This is a genomic window from Peptoniphilus gorbachii (genome assembly GCF_016908115.1).
Classification (GTDB): domain Bacteria; phylum Bacillota; class Clostridia; order Tissierellales; family Peptoniphilaceae; genus Peptoniphilus_A; species Peptoniphilus_A gorbachii.
Genome location: NZ_JAFBDH010000001.1, coordinates 383,756 through 406,030, shown reverse-complemented (window position 1 = coordinate 406,030; position 22,275 = coordinate 383,756). Strand labels below are relative to the sequence as shown.

20 protein-coding genes are annotated in these 22,275 nt (G+C 30.9%); 16 read left to right on the top strand and 4 right to left on the bottom strand.

The features are described from left to right. Positions 1-5 precede the first annotated feature (5 nt). The 4 genes from JOD41_RS01900 to radA are packed head-to-tail and all read left to right on the top strand — an operon-like array spanning position 6 to position 5,301. Positions 6-515: a UvrB/UvrC motif-containing protein gene (locus tag JOD41_RS01900; RefSeq protein WP_205051354.1), complete on the top strand. Its 510-nt coding sequence runs from the start codon at positions 6-8 to the stop codon at positions 513-515. Beyond that, positions 508-1,488 carry an ATP--guanido phosphotransferase gene (locus tag JOD41_RS01895; RefSeq protein WP_205051353.1) on the top strand — a complete coding sequence of 327 codons (981 nt, stop codon included), beginning with the start codon at positions 508-510 and terminating at the stop codon, positions 1,486-1,488. The genes JOD41_RS01900 and JOD41_RS01895 overlap by 8 nt, the downstream gene beginning before the upstream one ends. Then, positions 1,485-3,956 carry an ATP-dependent Clp protease ATP-binding subunit gene (locus JOD41_RS01890; protein ID WP_205051352.1) on the top strand — a complete coding sequence of 824 codons (2,472 nt, stop codon included), beginning with the start codon at positions 1,485-1,487 and terminating at the stop codon, positions 3,954-3,956. The genes JOD41_RS01895 and JOD41_RS01890 overlap by 4 nt, the downstream gene beginning before the upstream one ends. Continuing rightward, positions 3,925-5,301: a DNA repair protein RadA gene (radA, locus tag JOD41_RS01885; protein WP_205051351.1), complete on the top strand. Its 1,377-nt coding sequence runs from the start codon at positions 3,925-3,927 to the stop codon at positions 5,299-5,301. Before JOD41_RS01890 ends, radA begins: the two co-directional genes overlap by 32 nt. A gap of 74 nt (positions 5,302-5,375) precedes the next feature. Here radA and brnQ read toward each other — a convergent pair whose 3' ends face one another. Then, complete coding sequence (gene brnQ, locus JOD41_RS01880; RefSeq protein ID WP_205051350.1) at positions 5,376-6,683, bottom strand: branched-chain amino acid transport system II carrier protein; 1,308 nt, start codon at positions 6,681-6,683, stop codon at positions 5,376-5,378. Positions 6,684-6,799: 116 nt separating this feature from the next. Here brnQ and JOD41_RS01875 point away from each other — a divergent pair, with 116 nt between their 5' ends. Then, entirely contained in the window at positions 6,800-8,080 is a 1,281-nt protein-coding gene (locus JOD41_RS01875; RefSeq protein ID WP_205051349.1) for a bifunctional folylpolyglutamate synthase/dihydrofolate synthase, read from the top strand. Positions 8,081-8,211: 131 nt separating this feature from the next. Here JOD41_RS01875 and rpmB read toward each other — a convergent pair whose 3' ends face one another. Next, positions 8,212-8,403, bottom strand: a complete 192-nt coding sequence (gene rpmB / locus JOD41_RS01870) for a 50S ribosomal protein L28 (protein ID WP_156702044.1) — start codon at positions 8,401-8,403, stop codon at positions 8,212-8,214. A 181-nt stretch (positions 8,404-8,584) separates the two neighbouring features. Between rpmB and JOD41_RS01865 the strand changes: the two genes are divergently transcribed. From JOD41_RS01865 to JOD41_RS01815, 11 genes are all read left to right on the top strand, one after another. Further along, the gene (locus JOD41_RS01865; RefSeq protein ID WP_205051348.1) at positions 8,585-8,938 is read left to right on the top strand and encodes an Asp23/Gls24 family envelope stress response protein; all 354 of its coding nucleotides are present in this window, start codon (positions 8,585-8,587) and stop codon (positions 8,936-8,938) included. Positions 8,939-8,951: 13 nt separating this feature from the next. After that, the gene (locus JOD41_RS01860; protein ID WP_205051347.1) at positions 8,952-10,616 is read left to right on the top strand and encodes a DAK2 domain-containing protein; all 1,665 of its coding nucleotides are present in this window, start codon (positions 8,952-8,954) and stop codon (positions 10,614-10,616) included. Positions 10,617-10,671: 55 nt separating this feature from the next. Beyond that, positions 10,672-12,705 (top strand): ATP-dependent DNA helicase RecG, encoded by a 2,034-nt coding sequence (gene recG, locus JOD41_RS01855; RefSeq protein ID WP_205051346.1) that lies wholly within the window; start codon positions 10,672-10,674, stop codon positions 12,703-12,705. Between the two features lie 53 nt (positions 12,706-12,758). After that, positions 12,759-13,325 (top strand): 16S rRNA (guanine(966)-N(2))-methyltransferase RsmD, encoded by a 567-nt coding sequence (rsmD, locus tag JOD41_RS01850; protein ID WP_205051345.1) that lies wholly within the window; start codon positions 12,759-12,761, stop codon positions 13,323-13,325. Beyond that, positions 13,303-13,788 (top strand): pantetheine-phosphate adenylyltransferase, encoded by a 486-nt coding sequence (gene coaD / locus JOD41_RS01845; protein ID WP_205051344.1) that lies wholly within the window; start codon positions 13,303-13,305, stop codon positions 13,786-13,788. Before rsmD ends, coaD begins: the two co-directional genes overlap by 23 nt. After that, a complete protein-coding gene (locus tag JOD41_RS01840; protein ID WP_205051343.1) occupies positions 13,785-14,225 on the top strand; it encodes an ATP synthase subunit B family protein in 441 nt (146 codons plus the stop codon). Before coaD ends, JOD41_RS01840 begins: the two co-directional genes overlap by 4 nt. A 123-nt stretch (positions 14,226-14,348) precedes the next feature. Then, positions 14,349-14,930: a hypothetical protein gene (locus tag JOD41_RS01835; protein WP_205051342.1), complete on the top strand. Its 582-nt coding sequence runs from the start codon at positions 14,349-14,351 to the stop codon at positions 14,928-14,930. Between the two features lie 4 nt (positions 14,931-14,934). Next, positions 14,935-15,486 carry a hemerythrin domain-containing protein gene (locus JOD41_RS01830; protein ID WP_205051341.1) on the top strand — a complete coding sequence of 184 codons (552 nt, stop codon included), beginning with the start codon at positions 14,935-14,937 and terminating at the stop codon, positions 15,484-15,486. 103 nt (positions 15,487-15,589) lie between these two features. Further along, positions 15,590-16,456, top strand: a complete 867-nt coding sequence (locus JOD41_RS01825) for an S-layer homology domain-containing protein (protein ID WP_205051340.1) — start codon at positions 15,590-15,592, stop codon at positions 16,454-16,456. A gap of 74 nt (positions 16,457-16,530) precedes the next feature. Then, entirely contained in the window at positions 16,531-16,890 is a 360-nt protein-coding gene (locus tag JOD41_RS01820) for a hypothetical protein (RefSeq protein ID WP_205051339.1), read from the top strand. 821 nt (positions 16,891-17,711) lie between these two features. Next, positions 17,712-18,974, top strand: coding sequence for a sodium/glutamate symporter (locus JOD41_RS01815; RefSeq protein ID WP_205051338.1), 1,263 nt, complete (start codon positions 17,712-17,714; stop codon positions 18,972-18,974). A 111-nt stretch (positions 18,975-19,085) separates the two neighbouring features. Here the strand turns inward: JOD41_RS01815 and JOD41_RS01810 are convergent, their stop codons facing one another. Further along, positions 19,086-20,336 (bottom strand): hemolysin family protein, encoded by a 1,251-nt coding sequence (locus tag JOD41_RS01810; protein WP_205051337.1) that lies wholly within the window; start codon positions 20,334-20,336, stop codon positions 19,086-19,088. A gap of 81 nt (positions 20,337-20,417) precedes the next feature. Then, a complete protein-coding gene (gene glmS, locus JOD41_RS01805; protein WP_205051336.1) occupies positions 20,418-22,244 on the bottom strand; it encodes a glutamine--fructose-6-phosphate transaminase (isomerizing) in 1,827 nt (608 codons plus the stop codon). Between the last annotated feature and the right edge of the window lie 31 nt (positions 22,245-22,275).

Sequence of the window (22,275 nt, the reverse complement as noted above, 5' to 3'; positions counted from 1 at the left end):
AGATCATGCTATGTGATGTTTGCAAGGAAAGAGAATCAGTTATTTCCTATACAAGGATAAAAGACGATGGAATAGAAGAAGTGCATCTTTGCGAAGTTTGTGCTGAAGAAAAATTTAAAAGGGATTTTAAGGGGTATCAAAATATTATTCCTCAACTTGAAAATGCTCTAAAAAATATTTTTCAGTTTACAGCAAATTCTTATAATGAAGAAGATGACATAAGCTGTGAATATTGCGGCAGATCTTTTCGTGAGCTAAAGTCAAAAGGAACTCTCGGTTGTCCAAAATGTTACGATTCCTTTGGAGACGAAATTAAAAAATATTTAAATGCACTTAATATAAATTTAAAATATAGGGGAAAAATTCCAAAAAATGCAGAAAGTTATCTAGTTTACAACAGAAAACTTGAGGATTTAAAGGAAAAACTTGACCTTGCCATAAATTTAGAAGAATATGAAAAGGCAGCAGAAATAAGAGACGAAATAAAAAAGTTAAAGGAAGATGTCAGTGTCTAAAATTATTTTAGGATATAAATTAAAATTATATAGAAATATTGACGGAAAAAAGTTTGTAAATACCATGACAGAGGAAGAGTTAAGAAAAAATTTAGACTTCCTAGACCCTATTTTAAGTGACTTGGGTTATACTAAAGTTGATCTTTTAAATATTTCTTCTCTAAAAAAACTTGAATATGTAGAAAATGGAAGACTTGGCAAAAAAACTGTTGAAAGAGAAAATTTAGGATTTTATGAAAAAAAAAACTCTCCAGATATTTTAATAAATGCAGGAGAACATATTGAGCTTCAAGCTTTTTCAAGGACAAAATCAATTGAGGATTTGTATGGAGAAATTTATTCTTTGGAAGAAAAGTTAGAAGAAAAAATTAATTTTTCCTTTGATTCAAATTTTGGTTATTTAAGTTCTAGAGTTTTAAATTCTGGCACGGGCTTAAAGCCCATTGTACTATTGTATCTACCTGCCCTAAACTATTTTGGTATCGAAGAAATTGCAAGAGGTCTATCAAGACTTGGCTACACTCTTGCCTCCTATAGAGATAGCTCTAACAAGGCTTTGGCAAGTATTTACACTCTTTCCTTTGAGTCAACCTTTGGCGAAGAGGAAAAGTCTTATATTGAAAAATTAAAAATCATCGCGCGAGAAATTGCCGATGTTGAAAGGGAAAATAGAAAAAAATTATATTTAGACAACATCATAACTCTTGAGGATATGGTAAACAGAGCCTTTGGAGTTCTTGCCCATGCAAGGTTGTTGTCGGAAGAAGAGATGATGCAGTCCATGTCTACAATTAATCTTGGAATTGAGCTTTCCATTTTAAAGGCAAATCGAGATTTTGATTTTTATGAGGAGATTAAAAAACTTAGAAATGGACATTTGCAAATTGAGAGAGGGGCAATGTTAGATCTTAAATCAAGAGATATTTTAAGAGCTAATAAGGCGAGAGCTCTCATGAAGGAGGTTTTCAAATGAGTATGTTTGGAAGATTTAGTGAAAAATCACAAAAGGCAATTCTCTTTGCTCAGCAAGAAGCTAGGGAGCAGAGACATTCATATATAGGCTCAGAGCACATTTTATTGGGAATAATTAGAGAAGGAACAGATACTGGCGCTCACATATTATCAAAGCTTGGCATAGATTATAAAAAGGCAAAGGAAGCAACACTTGACATTGTAAGTAGTGGTCAGGGTCCAGCTATTTCAAGTATTGCGTACACTCCAAGGACAAAGAGAATTTTTGAACTTGCCTTTGAAGTTTCAAAGGAAATGGGAGAAGTAGCAGTGTCAACAGAACACCTTCTTCTTGGCATTTTGCGTGAAGGTCAAGGTGTTGCCATATTAGTTTTAAAAAGACTTGGCATAGATATTATAAGTCTTGAAAATGATATTTTAAATAATATGGAAGACTATGAAGATTATGAAGATGAAGGCAGCGAAATTTCTTCAGAAGCCTTAGAAAAATATACAACAAATTTAAATAAAAAGGCTGAAGAGGGAAAAATCGACCCAGTAATTGGAAGAGAAAAAGAAATAAAAAGAGTAATTCAAGTTCTATCTCGTAGGACAAAAAACAATCCTGTTTTAATTGGAGAACCTGGCGTTGGTAAAACTGCCATAGCAGAAGGACTTGCAGCAGAAATTGTTGCAGGAAATGTGCCAGAAATAATGAAGGATAAAGTAATTTTAACTCTTGATATTTCTCAGCTTATAGCTGGTTCAAAATACAGAGGCGACTTTGAAGAAAGACTAAAAAATGTAACTAATGAAGCTGCAAAAAACAAAAATATTATTTTATTTATTGATGAAATGCACGTCATAATTGGTGCAGGTTCAGCTGAAGGATCACTTGATGCTTCAAATATTTTAAAGCCCCTTTTAACAAAGTCAGTTTTACAAGTTATGGGAGCTACAACTATTTCCGAGTACAGAAAGAAAATTGAAAAGGACACAGCTTTCGAAAGAAGACTTATGCCAATTATGGTAGACGAGCCAAGTGTAGAGGATTCAATAAAAATCATAAAGGGACTTAAAAATATTTATGAGAAACATCACAATGTTTTAATTCCAGATGAAACTATTGAAGCTGCTGTAAAATATTCTGATAGATATTTAAATGATAGATTTTTGCCAGATAAGGCAATTGATTTAATTGATGAGGCAAGTTCAAAATTAAAAATTGAAACTTACAAAATTCCTGAATTTGAAGAAGAATTTAAAAAAGAACTTGAAGAAATTGAAAATAAAAAATCTGAAGCAGTAAAAAATCAAGATTATGAGCTAGCTGCAAATCTACGTGATGAGCAAAAACAAGTCGAAAAAAAATATAAAGAAGAAATAGAAAAATTTCAAGAAAAAGAATCAAAAAAAGAAGTTACAGCAGAACTTATCGCCGAAATTGTATCTGATTGGTCAAAGGTACCTGTTACTGAAATGACTGCAGAAGAAACTGAAAAGCTAAGAGATTTAGACGACAAATTAAAAGAAGATGCCAAGGGTCAAGATGAGGCTGTAAAAACTCTTGCCAAGGCAATAAAAAGGTCAAGAATTGGACTTAAAGATCCCAATAAACCAATTGGATCCTTTATATTTGTAGGGCCAACTGGTGTTGGTAAGACTTTCCTTGCCAAGAGCCTTGCCAAAAATTTATTTGGTAAAGAAGAAAATATGATTAGGTTTGATATGTCTGAATATATGGAAAAATTCACAGTTTCAAAACTTGTGGGGTCACCTCCAGGATATGTTGGCTATGAAGAAGGCGGAGAACTAACTGAAGCAGTTAGAACACATCCCTATTCAGTAATTCTTTTAGATGAAATCGAAAAGGCACATCCAGACATTTTTAATATTTTGCTACAAATTTTAGATGAAGGTAGATTGACAGATTCCAAGGGAAGAACTGTAAACTTTAAAGATACAGTTATAATTATGACTTCAAATGCAGGAGCTAATCTCCTTGCCAAAAATTCAGTTCTTGGATTTTCAACTTCTGAAAGTTCAGTTAAGAAAAGCGAATATGAAAATATGAAAAAAATTATTAATGAATCTTTAAAGGAAAAGTTTAGACCTGAATTTTTAAATAGAGTTGATGATGTTGTAATATTTAAAGCTCTTGAAAAAGCTGAAATTAAAGATATAGTAAAAAATATGCTTGATAAATTAAGTGATAGACTTTCTGAAATGGGAATAAAGACAAATTATACAAATAAGCTTATAGATTTTTTAGTTGAGGAAGGTTATGACAAAGTCTTTGGTGCAAGACCACTTCAAAGGACTATTACAAAACTAATTGAAGATAAAATTGCCGATGAATTTTTAGATGGAAATATAAAAGATGGCGATGAAATTTCTGTTAATGTAAAATACAAAAAGGTTCAAATAGAAAAAGTTAAAAAGACTAAAAGGGCTAAAAATGAAAAAGAAAATAGTGTATCAATGCAGTAAATGCGGATATATTTCCCAAGGATTTTTTGGGAAATGCCCAAATTGTAACTCATGGAATACTTTAGAAGAAAAAGAGGAGGAGTCTAATGATAAGACTCCTTCAAAAAATAAAAAAATAAAAAAAGATGCCCTTAAACTAAGGGCAGTAGAAACTTATTCTGACGAGAGAGTTATGACAGGCATTGAAGAATTTAATAGGGTTATGGGTGGCGGAATTGTAAAAGATTCTGTCAGCATTTTAACCGCAAAGCCAGGTTCTGGTAAGTCGACTCTACTTATGCAAGTGGCAAATGACCTGGCAAATAAGGGCATGAGAGTTTTATATGCATCAGGGGAAGAATCTGAAACGCAAATAAAAATGAGGGCAGAGAGAATTTTGGATAAGCTTTCTGATAATATTTGGGTTTATTCAGTAACTTCTCTTAATTCTGTTCTGGATCAAGTTGAAAAAATTGATCCACAGATGATTATTATTGATTCAATTCAAACTTTTACCCTAGACGAATTTCCACAAAGACCTGGCACGCCAACTCAAACAATGGAGTGTGCCTACAAGATGACTGAAATTGCCAAGGACCTAGAAAAGCCCCGCATGGTTTTTCTTGTGGGACAAATGACTAAGCAAGATGAACTTGCTGGAGTAAGATCTCTTGAGCATTTAGTGGATACAGTTTTATTAATTGACGGAGATTCATCTGAAGATTTAAGATCACTAATGACTACAAAAAATAGATATGGTTCCACTGGAGAAATTGGATTTTTCTCTATGACTGAAAAGGGCATGATATCTATTGACAATCCATCAGAATATTTTATGACTAAAAGATCAGCAAGTGAACAAGTACCTGGATCTTCTCTTTCTGTTATAAGAGAGGGGACAAGACCAATAATTTTGGAAACAGAAGCACTTGCCTCAAAGACCTTTCTCCCTTATCCCTCAAGAATTTCTGAATCTATAAGAAGGGAACATTTAAACACCTTAGTTTCCATCTTGGAAGAGAGAGCAGGAATAAAATTTTTAGACAAAAATATTGTTGTAAAATCAACTGGTGGAATTAAGGTAAAGGAACAAGCATCTAATTTATCTGTAATGATTTCAATAGTTTCATCTACTCTCAATAAGCCCGTAGAAGCAAACTCTGTTTTTATTGCCGATGTAGGACTAACTGGCGAACTTAAAAATGTGCCAAGTCTTGATGTGAGACTAAAAGAAGCAGAGAGAATGGGCTTTAAAAAAGCATACATTTCAAAATATGCTAGTGCTAAAGAAGAAAATTATAAGGATATAAAACTTATAAAACTTTCAAATATTTTAGAAGTTATTCAAAAAGTTTTTGAAATATAAATAAATTTTTGCAAGAAAAAAACTCTTTTTACTATATAAGTAAGAAGAGTTTCTTTTTTTATAAATATTTAAATTTAAGCTGTCTTTGTCTTTTTCATGCTTGCAATCACAATTGCAATAACAAGACCAATTAACATTGGAACAACCCAACCAAGACCAAACTTAGTAAGTGGGAAAGAATCCAAAACATCTCCAAAGCTTCCTAAAAGATTCATTCCCTTTAGTACAAATAAAAGTCCAAAAATTAGAGATACAATTGCTGGAATTTTAAATACAATATCGTTTTTGATTTTTTCGTTAAATAGTCCTATCAAAACTATTGTCATTGCACATGGATAAAGAATTTCAAGAATTGGTGCTGAAATTTTTATAATTTGACTTACACCAAGAACTGAAATAGCACAAGATACAACTGAACAAATAACAACTATAATTTCATAAGAAATTTTTCCTTTACTTAGTTCATTAAAGAAATTTCCTGCAGCTGAAATTAAACCAATTGCAGTTGTAAGACAGGCAAGGGCAGTTATGATTGCCAAGATATAAACACCAACTCCACCAAGAACTCTATTTGTAATATCTACAAGAAGTTTAGTATTGTCTGTATTAATATCATATACACCAAGGCTTGAAGTTTGAGCGCCAAGATATAGTAGTCCACCATAAATAATTGCTAGACATACTGCTGCGATAATACCAGATAAAATAGTTGCTTTAATTTCTAATTTTTGCGAAGAATAATTTCTAGTTTTAACGGCATTTAGTACAACTAGAGCAAACATACATCCTGCAATAGCATCCATTGTTTGATATCCATCTGTAATTCCCTTTTCAAGAACATTATCGATCATAGTAGTATTTGCAATTTCACCAATTGGGCTTACAATTCCCTTTACTATAAGAACAGCCATACAAAGAATTAGTGAAGGAGTTAAAAATTTTCCAACTATATCAACAACTTTGCTAGGTCTTATACTCAATAGGCAAGCTATTATAAAGAATACAACAGAGAACAAATATCTATTTACAGATTCACCAAAGATTGGCAATATACCAATTTCGTAAGTAGTCGCTGCAGTTCTTGGAGTAGCAAGGAAAGGTCCAATACATAAAATAATTGCTGTTGAAATAATAATTGCAAAAGTCTTATTTACTCTTGAAGCTAGTACATTTAAGTTACCATCATATTTAGAAAGAGCAATAATTGCAAGTAATCCTAATCCTGCATCAGTAATTGTAAATCCCAGGAATCCGACCCACCATTGTGGACCAGATATAAGTCCTAGATAAGGTGGAAAAATCAGATTTCCGGCACCAAAAAACATTGCAAAAAGTGCAAAACCGATTACGAATAAATCTCTAGTACGAATTTCATTATTCATCTTTTTACCTCCATATAATTATTTTTTCTATTTTACCACAATTAAATAAATTTTGGTACACTAAAATGTTGAATAGTAATAAAAATTTTGGTACTATTTTCTTAAAGGAGATAATTATGAATTATACTGAATCAGTAACTTGGCTTGAAAATAGAAATATACCTCTTGGTGAATTTACACTTGATAATATAAAAGAGCTTTTAAACATTTTCCATAAGCCACAAGATAAATTAAAAATTATACACATTACTGGCACTAACGGAAAGGGATCAGTTGCCAGTTTTATTTCAAATGCCTTAATTGAAAATAATTATAAAGTTGGAAAATTTACATCACCCTATATCACTAATATTCGTGAAGAAATTGAAATAAATAATGTAGAAATTTCTGAAAAAGATTTTGCAGATCTTGCTACAGAAGTAAGAGAAAAAGTTGAAGAACTTGACGAGAAAAAAATTTTTGTAAGTGGTTTTGAAATTTTAACTTCTATTTCTTATATTTATTTTGCTAGAAAAAATCTTGACTTTGCAGTAATGGAAGTTGGCATGGGTGGAAGAGTTGATGCAACAAATGTAATGGAAAAGTCAATTCCAGTATTCTGTCACATTTCTCTCGACCACGCAAATATTTTGGGAGATACAATAGAAAAAATCGCTCGTGAAAAGGGCGGCATAATAAAAGAAGATTCTCATATATTTTCTTATCCACAAGAAGAAGCTGCAAGACGTGAACTTAAAAAAATAAGTCTTGAAAAAAATTCTGATTTTGAAGAATTTAATGAGGATGAAGTTAAAATTTTAAGATCTAATGAACTTGGAAATATTTTTAATTTTAGAAATTATAAAAATGTTGAAATTTCTCTAATAGGTGAACATCAAGCACTTAATGCTTCCCTTGCACTAATGGTCCTTGACTTTTTAAAAGAAGAATATAAACTTGATGAAGAAAAAATAAAATTGGGACTAAAAAATGCAAAAAATATTGGAAGGACAGAATGTCTATCTAAAAATCCGCTAATTGTAATTGATGGATCTCACAATTTAGATTCCATAGAAAGAATAGAAGAGAGTGTAAAAAAATTTAAGTATAATAAACTTATTTTAGGATTTAGTTTATTAAAAGACAAAGATCATGAACACATACTTAAAAAAATTGAAAATATTGCTGATAAAATTGTCTTAACAGAAATTAATAATGAAAGGCATACAGATTTGGTTTCACTTGAAAGTGAATTTAAAAAGTTTTCAAAAAAAGAAATTTACCCAATAAAAAATAGAGAAGAAGCTGTTGAAAAAACTATTTCTCTTGCTGAAGAAGGCGACATGATTTTATGGTGCGGTTCTTTATATTTAATTAAGGATATTAGGAAAATTATTTTAGATAAATTATCTAAGTAAAAAAATTTTAAGATAAAGAAAAAGTTCCCTTGATGATAGGGAACTTTTTTCATAAATTTTATTAAAATAAAATATATCACATTTAGAATATGTAAATGCTACAAAAAAAGGATCTTAATTTAGATCCTTAATTAGATAGCTCTTTCTACTTTACCAGATCTTAAACATCTAGTGCACACGTTGATTCTTTTTGTAGATCCATTAACTACAGCCTTAACTCTTCTAATGTTAGGAGACCAGCTTCTGTTAGAACGAGAGTGAGAGAAAGAAATTTTATTTCCGAATTTTTTTTCTTTTCCACATATTTCACATATTTTAGCCATAACGCACCTCCTTTAGTCATTAAGCAACAAATATTTTATCAAAAAATGCTGCAAAGTGCAAATAATTTTTTCAATATGTTCTTATTTTACACTAATTTATTATTTTTTACAAAGGAATTTTTCAAATTCTCGTAATCTTTTGTAAAATTTGTTATAATAAGTTAGATAAGGAGGTGCCCTCATGCCGGCAATTATAAATAGAGAACTTGGAAATATTGTGATAGAAGATAACGTACTTGCAAACATAGCTGGAATTTCAGCAATGGAAAGCTACGGAATTGTTGGAATGGCATCAAAAAATGCCGCAGATGGAATTTTTGAACTTTTGAGATTTGAAAATTTATCGAAGGGAATTGTTGTAAACACTGAAGAAAATGAAATAAATATAGAACTTCATGTTGTTCTTGAATATGGAGTGAAAATTTCTACAGTTGGAGAAAATATTATAGAAAGAGTTAAGTTTAATATAGAAAATTTAACAGGACTTGAAGTTGATAATATAGAAGTTCTGGTAGAAGGCATTAGACTTAAATAGTGGAGGTAAGATTTTGGAAATAAATAAAATTAATGGTCCTTTATTAAAAGAAATTTTTAAAGGGGCTGTAAATTATCTAATATCCAGAAAGGAAGAGGTTAACGCTTTAAATGTGTTCCCAGTTCCTGATGGTGATACAGGTACAAACATGAGCCTTACATCAAAATCTGCCTTAAAACAAATTGATGCTTTAGAAGGAGATTTTTCAGTAGGAGATGTTTCTGCTGCAGCTGCTCGTGGAGCTCTTATGGGAGCTAGGGGTAATAGTGGAGTAATCCTTTCACAACTTTTAAGAGGTTTTTCTGAAGGTTTAGAAGGAATAGATGAAGCTGGCACTTCTGAAATTGCTCATGCTTTTAAAAAGGCTAGTGAGACAACTTATAAGGCTGTTATGAAGCCAATTGAAGGAACTATTCTTACAGTTGGTAGGGAAACTGCTGATTTTGCCATTAGACATTATAAAAAGGCTGAAGATCCAGTAAAATTTTTGGAAGATGTAATTGTTGAGGCAAATAAATCTCTTGACAATACGCCAAATCTTCTTGAAGTTTTAAAGGAGGCTAATGTTGTTGACGCTGGAGGTAAGGGTCTCGTTGTATTACTTGAAGGTGCACTAAAAGTTTTAAAGGGGGAAGACATAGCTGATCAAAGTGAAGATGAAACTTTAAAGAAAAAGGCACAAAAAGAAATTCAATTTACTGAAGCTGATAAATCTCTTAAATATGGATATTGTACTGAATTTATTATAAATACAGATTACGAAGATATTGATTCCTTTAGAGAAAAAATTGCTACTCTTGGGGACTGTTTACTTGTAGTTGGTGGTGGCGGGACTCATATTATTAAAGTTCACGTTCACACTAATGACCCAGGAATTGTTTTGCAACACGCTTGCGAACTTGGTCTTCTTCAAGATATTAAAATTGACAACATGAGATATCAACATAGAGAAGTTCTCTTTGACGACAGCGAAGTTGCTGAAGCCAAAAAGAAGGAAGAAGAGGAAGAAAAAATTGAAGAAAAAGATTATTCTTTCATTACTGTTTCTATGGGAAGTGGAATGACAGAAACTTTTAAATCTCTTGGCGTTGATTATGTTGTGTCTGGTGGACAAACAATGAACCCATCAACAGAAGATTTCTTAAAGGGAATAGATAAAGTTGGCGGAAAAGTTATATATATTATTCCTAACAACAGCAATATTATTTTATCAGCAGAACAAGCACGAGATATTTCTGATAGAGAAGTGATTGTAATTCCATCAAAATCTGTTCCACAAGGTATTGCAGCTATGCTTGCCTTTAATGGGGAATTGGATAAAGATGAAAATAAGGAAAATATGATAGAAGCTATAGGAAGTGTAATCGACGCATCAGTAACTTATGCTGTTAGAGATACAACTATTGGTGGAAAGGAAATTCATAAAGATGACATTATAGGAATTGCATCAAAGGAAATAATCTCTAGTGGAAAAACTGTCTTTGATGTTGTTACTGAAACTGTGGATAAGCTAATGGATGAAGATATTTCTCTTGTAACTCTTTTCTATGGGGAAGATGTTAAAGAAGAAGACGCCGAAAAGGCTCGCCAGGCTATTGAAGAAAAATATCCAGATATTGACATAGATGTAATTAAGGGAGATCAACCAATTTATTATTACATCCTTTCATTAGAATAATTAGAATTTTTATGAGCCCGAAGTTTTTCTTTGGGCTTTTATCTTAGGTGAAAAAATGCTTAAATTAAGTGACTCTATAAAAAATTTAAAGGGAATTGGACCAAAAAGAGAGAAACTTCTTCATAAACTTGGAATTTATTCAATTTCTGATTTACTTTTATATTATCCAAGAAAATATGAAGATAGCTCAAAAATTAATAAAGTTTCAGAGGCAAAAATTGGCGAAAAAAATACCTTCAAAGTGAGAATTTTATCAAAACTTCAAAATAGGAGAATAAGAAAGGGTCTGACTCTTACTACTTTCTTGGCAGAAGATGATAGTGGAGAAGTTGAGCTTTCTTTTTTCAATGCCTTTTACTTAAATTCTTTCATAAGAATTGGAGGAGAATATCTTGTCTATGGCAAGACAGATTTTTTTAGGGGAAGAGTTAGCATAACCAGTCCAGAAATCGAAGATCTACATAAATTAAAAAAGCTTGGAAAAATTTCTCCCATATATAATTTAACTGAAGGCTTAAATAATTTTGTCTTTGAAAATTTAATTGGTCAAATAATTGATTTAGATCTCTTTAATGAAAATTTGCCAGAGGAAATTTTAGAAAAATATTCTTTTATTAGTAAAAATGAAGCCATAAGGGCCATTCACTATCCAAAGTCCCGAAAAAATTATATTATGGCACGCCAGAGACTAATTTACGAAGAATTATTTTTATTTGAACTTTCAATTTTAAAAAATAAATTTCAAAATCAAAGGCGAGATGCCATAAAATTTGAAATAAAAGATGAAATTTATGACTTTATAAATAAACTTCCCTTTAAACTAACAGAAGGTCAAGAAAAGGCAATAGATGAAATTTTCTCTGATATGAAAAAGGGAAAGGCAATAAATAGACTTATTCAAGGTGATGTTGGAAGCGGTAAGACAATTATTGCCATTATAATAATGTATCTTTCTTATTTAAATGGCTATCAATCATCTATTATGGCGCCAACAGAAATTTTAGCCAAGCAACACTTTGAATCCTTTGTAGAGCTCTTAGAACCCTTTGGAGTAAAGGTCTCTCTACTCATTGGTTCAACTACAAAAAGTGCAAAGAGAGACATCCTAGATAATCTGGAGATGGGTTCAATTGATATTCTAATTGGAACTCATGCTCTTATAGAAGAAAATGTGCTTTTTAAAAAGCTTGGAGTAAATGTAATTGACGAGCAGCACCGCTTTGGTGTAGTCCAAAGAAATATGCTGCAAAATAAAAATGTGGATGCAGCTACTCTTGTAATGTCTGCAACGCCAATTCCAAGAAGTTTAAGTCTCGTTCTCTATGCAGACTTAGACATTTCCGTCATAAAGACTATGCCAAAGGGCAGAAAACCAATTAAGACTATTGCAGTAAATGAAAATATGCTAGAAAAATCTCTTGCCTTTATAAAATCAGAGTTAGAAAAGGGAAGACAAGCCTATGTTATTTGTTCTTTAATTGAAGAAAATGAAGATTATGAAAATTTACAGGCTGTAGAAAAAGTTTATGAAGAATTAAAAAAGTTTTTCTCTGACTATAAAATTGGACTTCTTCATGGGAAAATGAAGGCAGAGGAAAAAAATAAAATAATGAATGAATTTGCTGAAAATAAAATAAATCTACTTGTATCAACAACTGTTGTAGAAGTTGGAGTAAATGTGCCAAATGCAAGTGTAATTATGATTTATAATGCAGAGCGCTTTGGACTTTCCACTCTTCACCAACTAAGGGGTAGAGTGGGGAGAGGAACTCATCAGTCTTATTGCATACTTTATAATCTTTCCAAGAGCGAAATTTCTTGGGAGAGGATGAAAATCATGACGGATTCCAATGACGGATTTTACATTGCCAACAAGGACTTGGAACTTCGTGGCTTTGGAGACATCTTAGGCACAAGGCAATCGGGCATGCCAAACCTAAGGCTTGCAGATCCCTTTAGAGACGAAACAATTTTAAAATATGCAGCAGGTGATGTGAAAAAAATTTTGGAAGAAGACCCAAACTTAGAGAGCAAAAAATATTTTTATTTAAATGGAGAAATTAGTGACTTTTATTCTGATTTGAACTAATATCTTTTAATATTTATTGACTTATGGTAAAATAAAACTAATTTGGAGGCTTTATGAGAATTATTTCAGGAAATAGACGAGGACTCAAATTAAAAGCACCAAAGGGACTAGATACGAGACCCACAGAAGATAGGGTAAAGGAATCTGTTTTTAACATTTTAGGTCAAAATTTCTTTGATGACCTTGTCTTAGATTTATTCTGTGGTAGCGGTGCAAATGGAATTGAATTTATTTCAAGAGGTGCAAAAAAGGCTTACTTTGTTGACAAATCAAAGGAAGCCATTGACTGCGTGAAATATAATTTAGATAAGGCTAAATTTTTAGATGAGGCAGTGATTATTGAAGATCATTTAAATAAGGCCCTTAGAAATTTAGATGTGAAATTCGATTACATTTACATGGATCCACCCTTTGACAGGCGCGATTTATATAAAAGAGCCTTTAAACTTATTAAAGAAAATAAATTATTAAAGCCTGATGGCAAATTAATTGTGGAATATAGTACAGATAAACAACTATTAATTGGCGAGGGTTTTAAAGAAATAAAAAATAAAAAATATGGAAATACTTCCATTTCCATATGCGGATGGGATATAGATGAAAGCAATATATGCGGGTAGCTTCGACCCAGTTACAAATGGTCATTTGGACATTATTAAGAGAGCAAAGGATATTTTTGGAGAGGTAATTGTTGCAGTTTTAGATAACACCTCCAAAAAAGAATTATTTACAGTTCAAGAGAGAAAAGAACTTCTCCACAAAGTTTTAGATGGAGAAGAGGGCGTTGAAATAGATTCCTTTGACGGACTTTTAGTTGATTACGCAAAGAAAAAAAATTGTAAAGTAATAGTAAGAGGACTTAGATCAGCTTCAGATTATTTTAATGAATACACACTTGCCATGGCAAATATGCACTACAAAGACGGCGTTGAAACTGTTTTTTTATTGGCATCAAATGAAAATTTATTTGTAAGCTCAACACTTGCAAAAGAGGTTTCAACCTTTGACGGAGATACAGATTTATTCGTGCCTCCTGTTGTAGGAGAAGCTATGAAGAAAAAATTACTTAGGAGGAAGATATGAATTTAATTGATTTAGTTGAAGAATTGGAAGATCTTGTTGAAACATCTTCACAAATACCACTTACAAATAAGGTAATGGTAGACAGGGAAGAATTTTTGGAAATTGTAAATGAAGTAAAAATGCAAATTCCAGGAGAAATTTCTGAAGCACAAAGAATTGCTAAGGATAAAGACGACATAATTAACGGAGCACATGATGAAGCTGATAAGATTATTGCAGCAGCAAGAGCTCATTCTGAAAAAATTATTGATGAAAATGAACTTGTAAGACAAGCAAATGAAAGAGCAAGTGAAATTTTAAAATCTGCAAAAGAAGAATCTACTCAAATTAGAGAAGGCGCTAGAGATTATGCAGATGAACTTCTTGAAAACACACAAGTTAACCTTTCAGAAATAATTAAGATGCTTAACGAAAATAGACAAGAGTTAAGAGGATAATTACATCAAAAAAGAGAGAAGCTATTAAGGCTTCTTTTTTTATTTTCTTAAAAATTTATTGTGATTTTTGTCACATTATTTTTTATAAAAAATGATATTATTTTATTAGAAAAGAGGGATAAAATGAGTTTATTTTTAGGACGTATTCACTATATAATGTATGATAAAATTTTATTTCAAGAAGAAATTTTAGATAACTTATTAAATTTCTTGGAAGAAGAAAAAAGAAATGAGTTAAAAAAAGATTTAGACGAAGAATTTCCACTTGAAAAAGGAAATTTAGAAGATATAATTGATGAAAGTAATATTCACGGCTGGCTCAATGAAAGAGTTGTGAGAAGTGAAAATAGACTAGCAAAGGCAGTTTCTATTTTATTAAGGGATTTTGACTTAGAAAAGTTAAAAAATAAATTTTTTGAAATTGGTAAAAATTATGATGCTGGCGAGGTTCCAATGGAAGTATTTTCTTTTATCACTTCAAAATTTTTAGATGGTATGCCCTGTGATCACGCACTTGCAATTTTAAAAAATGATGAAGATGAATTTGTATTTACAGTTTTATCTGATGTCCACAAAAATATTTGGAAAGACTATGTAAGTCCAGAGATTTATTGGGTTTTAAGAGACAGTTTTATTCTTGGATCTTTAAATTCTTCTGATTTAAAATTTGAAAAGATAGAAGAAAATTATGTAATTAGGAAGTGATTAAATGGATACATTAAAAAATACAATTTCTTATTTAGAAGACGAACACCAGGAAATTTTAAAGTTTTGCGACAAAATGGAAGAAAAATGTCTAGAAATTTTAAAGGGAAGTGTTGACACAGGATTTTTTAGAAATGCTATAGATTTTATAAGAAAATATGCCGATGGACTTCACCACAAAAAGGAAGAGGACATTTTATTTGCGGCAATGCTAGAAAATCTTGGACCTGTGGCAGAAAAAGTTGTGCGTGGTGGCATGCTTGTTGAACATCAAATGGCAAGAGGCTATGTTATGGAGCTTGAAAATAATTTAAATTTATTTGAAAAATCTAAGGCTGATCTTTCTAAGCTTCACATTTTGACTAATGCCATGGCTTATGTAGAACTTTTGAGAAATCACGCAGAAAAGGAAAATAAAACAGTTTATCCCTTTGCAGACAAAAGTTTAACAGAGGATATTAAGCTTAAAGTTGCAAAAGAAATGGATAAAAGAATACAAGAAGAAGAAAAATTTCTTGAAGATAAAAGAAAATTAATGAGAGAACTTGGTATTTAGTTTACTTTAGCTTGTTATCAAAAAAATTACAAAATTATTACAAATCTTAATTTTTAAAGATTTTCACCAAAGTTTTTGATATTATAAGACATCGAGGTGAAAAATGAAAAAAATATTAATATTGATGATAATTTTACTAGCAATGCCCTTTGGAGTTTTTGCAGCAAAGGAAGATTCTGTGCCACTTAGTGTAAGTGCAGTAAAGGAAAATAAAAACTACAACTTTGAAATAAAAAATGCCAAAGCTAATGAATTAGTTGAAATCGAAGTAAAAAGCCAAGGTAATGATGTAAAATCTAAAGTAACAAAAAATGTACTTTCTAAAAATAATAAAAAATATATTTCTATTACACAAAATGAATTAGATTCTCTTGTGGGACCTTCAACAGGTTACACTTTTAGACTTAGATTTGCAAAAAAAGATGGAAATTCAAAATTTACAAATGAACTTAATCTTGGAAAGGCACCAATTTTTAGAAATTATAGCAATTGGGCATACAAAGATTTATTGAAGGCAGAGGAATTAAAACTTTTCTCTAAAGAAGTTGCGTCAAACACTAGAGGAAAAATTACTCGTGAAGAATTTGCTGAAATTTCTGTTAAGGCTTATGAGATCAAGTACAAGAGAAGCTCCCAAGGATCAGTTAAACATTTTAAGGATACTGACAATAAATATGTAAATATGGCATGTGACCTTGGCATAATGAATGGAAAAGGCAAGGATAAATTTGCTCCAAAGGATAATATTACTAGAGAAGATTATGCAGTAGTTATAGCAAATTTATTTAAGCTAGAAAATAGCAAAAAAATAAAAATTAATGATGCAAAAAAGATTTCTGACTATGCCATTGATGCTGTAAACAAAGCACTTAGTGATAGTTATTTAAACTTAGATTCAAAGAAAAATTTTAATCCAAAAAATCAAATGAAGAGAGAAGAAGTTATTTCTTCAATAGTGCGTCATATTTGATTAAAAATTTACAAAAGTAGGTAAATTGTATATAAAACTTTATAATTGTGATATAATACTTCCAAGGTGAGGTAATGAAAAAAGTAATTTTTGACATTAGTCCACTTGGAAGTTTTCAATTTTCTTGTGAGACTTACATGATGTATTACAGAGAAAAATATGGACAAGATATTTTTTTCTACACTAGAAAAAACGGAAAGTATGTAAAGGTTGAAGACCTAGAAGAACTCAGAAATTTAAAAAGTAGAGTTATGGTAAGTGTTGACCTTGGATCTGAAGTTGATTTTATTGCCCACGACCTAGATGCGAGAGTAAAACCACTTACAGAAGAGTTGGAAGATGACGAGTTACTTATAAATATAGTGGAAAGGCTTGGCGATAATGCTAGCTGGAAAAATTCTAAACTTAAAGTCGTTGAACTTCAAGAAAATTGATTGATAATTAAAAAATAAGAAAAGAAAAGAGATTCCTTTAGATATAGGAATCTCTTATTTTTTTATTATGAATTATCCATTATACATTAGTTGATTTAGCAATAATTTAATTATCAAATTATTTTTTTAATAGCTTGTTATAGACTACTTTCCCACTCGTAATTTGTTTTATAGAAATAGGTATAAATTCCCACACCAGTGTCTACTAAAATAGATTCTCCATTCTCATACCTCATTAAGTCATAGGTATGATCGTCCTCATTTTTATCAACCTTATAATAAACGACTGTATTATCCTTGTCATTGGACTTATCATTGTAAACACTATAAAAGGATTATAGTCATCCTTTTTATAAACTGCATAGTCTAAATTTTCTTTAGAATTTTTTATCGGAAGTTTTCCGCTTAAAAAACTTTTATACAAAAATATTGTCGAAAGGGCAAGTAACAATAAAAAATTATTACAATTAAAATTTTAAAAAATATAGATTTTCTTTTTCGATTTCTAGTTCTCATTTAAACCCCTTTTCTTTTATTGTAAAATCATAAATTAATTTCTGCCTTTAAATTAATTATAAGGGAAGGAACCTTTTTTTTAAAAGTAAAAGTTTAATGCGTTAAATTAAAGAACATTAAAAAGAACATTAAATTGTAAAGAATATTTTATTAGAATAAAAAGTTTAATATTTAAAATACAAAACTATATTCAAATAACAAATTTTATGGTAAAGTGATGAAACTTGTGCTATAATTAAGCATCATATAAATCTTATAGATTTATAAGTTTTGTATGTAAAAAATTTTTTTAGGGAGGTTTAAATATGACATTAAATGATGTTCTTGGATATTTTGGAACTTATACTCCTGGCGAAAATGGGGAAGTAGCAACTTTTCAATTTGAATACTTATGTACATTAGGTATTGCTGCTTTAGTAATTTTCTCTGGTAGATGGTGTGTAAGCCATTCAAAGGCCTTGAAGAAGTACGCTATACCTGCACCAGTTGTTTCAGGATTAATTTTTTCAATAATTGTAGCAATAATTAAACTATCAGGTATAATAGCCCTTAGCTTTGATGCTAAGATAACTAAGGATTTGGCACAAAATATATTCTTCTTAACTGTTGGATATGGATTTTCTGCCTCATTGTTTAAGAAGGCTGGTGGAAAACTTATTTTCAATATTGCCTTTGCAGCTTGTTTATTAATAACTTTACAAGATATTTTGGGAGTAGTAGTAGGTAAAGCTATTGGCATGCACCCATTATATGCACTTCAATGTTCATCTGCTTCTATGTCAGGTGGTGTTGGAACTGCCTCTGCCTTTGGACCAATTTTTGCTAAATGGGGAGCACCTGATGGTGTAACTGAAATCGGTGTTGCAGCAGGAACTATGGGAAACATTATTGGCTCACTAATTGGTGGACCAGTTGCTGCCTTTTTAATTAGCAAACACGGCTTAAAAGCTGATCCAAATGACAAACCAGAATCTGAACATACAAATGTAGTTCATCCTCTAGTTGATAGCAGAATGATTGTTGCCTTTGCTATGGTTCTTCTTGTTTCAGCTTTAGGTATGCCAATTTATTTCTTACTTGACAATATCCCTGGAATAGAAATGCCTAAATTTATAGGTTGTCTTTTTGCAGGAGCAATTGCAAGAAATGTTATTGAAAAAATGGGAAAAGATACTTATGTATCAGAAGTCGGTGCTATTGAGCATATGTTCCTAGAACTTTATCTAGCCCTAGTTCTTATGACAATTGATATTACAAAATTATTAAGTCACTTAGGTCAAATGGGTATTGTTTTAGCATCACAAGCTGTTTTAATGGCATTATTTTCTATCTTTATTTCTTACAGAATTTTTGGCAAAAATTATGGAGCAGCTGTTATGGCAGCAGGAAACTGTGGTTGGGGATGCGGATCTGGCCCTAATGCTGTAGCAAATACAAAGGCTGTTATGGATACTTATGGTTACAATAACATAGCTTGGGTACTTTATCCATCCTTTGCTGTTATTATTGACGATATTTATAATCCATTGTTCTTGTCCTTCTTTGGAAAGATAGTAAGTGGAATGTAGAAAATTTTTATGGAGCAAGTTAAGGCTTGCTCTATTTTTTTATTCATTTATTGCATAAAAAAATCCCCAAGCCAGTAAAGAAAGTATCTGTTAGGCTTGTGGGATTATTTTTTATTTATTTTTTGGAAACTCGAGAATTATTTTTTCTATTCTATTTTTTGTTTTCTTTGCTATTGTAAATTTTAAATCGGAAATATTTAAAACTTCATTTAATTTTGGAAATCTGTCAATATTTTCGATTATAAATCCACCAAGGGAATCAAATTCTTGGCATTCAAGTTCTGTTCCAAATTTTTGATTTATTTCGTCAATATTTACTGAAGCGTCAATTAAATATTTTCCAGGTCCAATATTTATTATGTCTTCGTCTTCTTCTGTGTCATACTCGTCAGAAATTTGTCCCACGATTTTTTCTATAATATCTTCAAAGGTGATCATGCCTTCAGTTCCACCGTATTCGTCAGTAACTATAGCAACAGATAATTTATTTTGCCTCATTTCAGAAAAAAGTGTTCCCGTAGGCTTATATTCATAAGTGAAAAAAGGCTTTTTAAAATAAGATTTATTTTCAGCGAGCGTCTTAGTCCTATCCATATGAAAGAGTTCCTTTACATTTAAAATGCCAATTATATTGTCTAAATTATCCTCAAAAACTGGCATCCTTGAATAAGAAAATTTTGATATTTTTTCCATGATTTCATCGTAATCATCTTCTATGTCAATTGCCACTATGTCTGTCCTTGGTGTCATAATGTCTTTTGCAAAATTGTCCTTAAATCCTATTACATTTTGAATCATCATGGACTCGTTTTTATTTATTATTCCTTCTTCCATGCTAAGATCCATTGCATCGATTAAATCCTCTTCTGTAATAATTGGCTCCTTGTAAGTCTTGTCCTTAATAACTATTTTAATTATGCTTTGTGACAAGAAGTTAATTAGCATGGAAAGAGGACGCATAAAAATTATTAAAAAATTTAAAAATTTTGCGTACTTTGGCACAATGCTTTCATAATTATTTTTGCCAAAATTTCTAGGTAAAGTTTCTCCAAAAATTATTACTATAATTGTTGATAATAATATTCCTAAAATTATTCCAAAATGATTCCATCTATGAAAGAAAAATAGAGACATAAAAATTACAGCTATAGAATTGGAAAAATAATCTAACAAAAGTGTTGAAGAATAAATATTTTCTTTTTTTACTAGTTTTTTTATTATTGTAAGATTTTTTACTTCTAAGTCTTCAAGTTTTGACATTTTTACTGGTCCAAGGGCAAGATAGGCATTTTCTATAAGTGTAAACAAATAGGAAAGGTAAAGTGCCACAAGGAATATAAGTAAGTAAATGTACTCATTCATAAAATTCAACTCCATCTTTTATTATATACCCGAAAAGTCTTTATGAAAACTAAAAAAGCTGCACTATGCAGCTCTTTTCTTTTATTCAACTGTAACTGATTTTGCTAAATTTCTTGGCTTATCAACATCATTTCCTAGTAGGACTGATGTGTAATAAGCAATTAATTGTTCAGGTATTACTGCAAGAAGTGGCGTCAATAAATCAATTGTATCTGGAATTTCAATCATGACATTTGATGAATCTCTCACGAAATAATTTTTTTCTTCTGCAATGGAAATTACTGTTGCTCCCCTTGCTATTAACTCTTGATTATTAGAAATAGTTTTTTCTAAGATTTGACTTTGTGTTGCCACTGATATAACTGGTGTGCCTTCTTCAATAAGAGCAATAGATCCATGTTTTAATTCTCCAGAAGGGAAGGATTCTGTGTGAATATATGAAATTTCTTTTAGCTTTAAGGCTCCTTCTTTTGCAGTTATATAATCAAGACTTCTTCCTGTGTAGAAAATTGATTTTGCATCTTTAATTAACTCAGCAATATCTTCAAAAGTATCTTTATGTTTTAAAATTTCTTCGATTTGTGATGGGAGTTTTTCCATACTTTTAATAATTTCTTTAACTTCGTCTTCACTTATTCTATTTAGTTTAAGAGCAATATCCATTGCCAAGAAATATAGTGAAATAACTTGCGTTGTGTAAGCCTTAGTTGATGCCACAGAAATTTCTGGACCAGCATAGCAATAAACAACTTTATCAGCTTCTCTTGAAATAGATGAGCCAACTACATTTGTTATTGCAAGTGTCTTTGCACCTTGCTTTTTTGCTTCTTTAAGAGCTGCTAGTGTGTCAGCAGTTTCACCAGATTGTGAAACAAAAATTACAAGAGACTTGTCATCAACAAACATATTCTTGTATCTAAATTCAGAAGCGATTTCTGAAATAACAGGAATTTTTGCAAGATTTTCAATGGCAAATTTTCCTGCTTCACCTGCGTGAAAAGCAGTTCCACAAGCTGTGATGTAAATTTTATTAAACTTTCTTAGTTCTTCTAATGAGAAACTTCCTTCAGCTGGAAGATTTATTTTATAGTCTTTGTGTTTAATTGAAATAACTTCACGAAGAACACGAGGTTGTTCATGAATTTCTTTAATTAAAAAGTGATCGTAGCCTTCCTTTGATGCATCAGCTGCAGAAATTTCAACTTCAGTTATTTTTCTTTCAACAGCTTTATGAAATTTATCATAAATTGTATAAGATCCATCTTTCATATCGACAACATCGCCGTCTTCAAGATAAATCACTTTATTTGTATGTTCAATGACAGATGTAATATCACTTGCCACAAAATATCCATCATCACAAATTGCAAAAAGAAGAGGAGAAGAATTTCTAACAGCAATAAGTCTATTAGCTTCATTTTCAACTATTATGCCAAGACTATAGGCTCCCCTTAAAATTTCTGTGGCTTTAAAGACAGCTTCAAGAATGTCACCCTTATAATTATCAGAAATAACATTTGGAATTACTTCTGTATCTGTTTGTGAAAGGAATTTAAAGCCCTTATTTGTCAAATCATTTCTAAGTTCTAAATAATTTTCTATAATGCCATTGTGAACTACAGAAATTTTTCCATCACTAGAAAGGTGAGGGTGAGCATTTATTTCATTTGGCTCCCCATGTGTTGCCCATCTAGTGTGACCAATACAAATATTTGAAGAAAATTCATCTTGGTCAAAGGAATCTTCCAAAACTTTTATGCGACCCTTCTTTTTAAAAGTCACAAGTTTATTATCTCTTATCATAGAAAGTCCAGCAGAGTCATAACCTCTGTATTCTAATTTTTTTAGACCTTCCAGAACTAATTTTGTTGCATTGTTTTTTCCAATGTATCCAACTATTCCGCACATATTTATACCTCCAAATTTATTAGAGACTCAC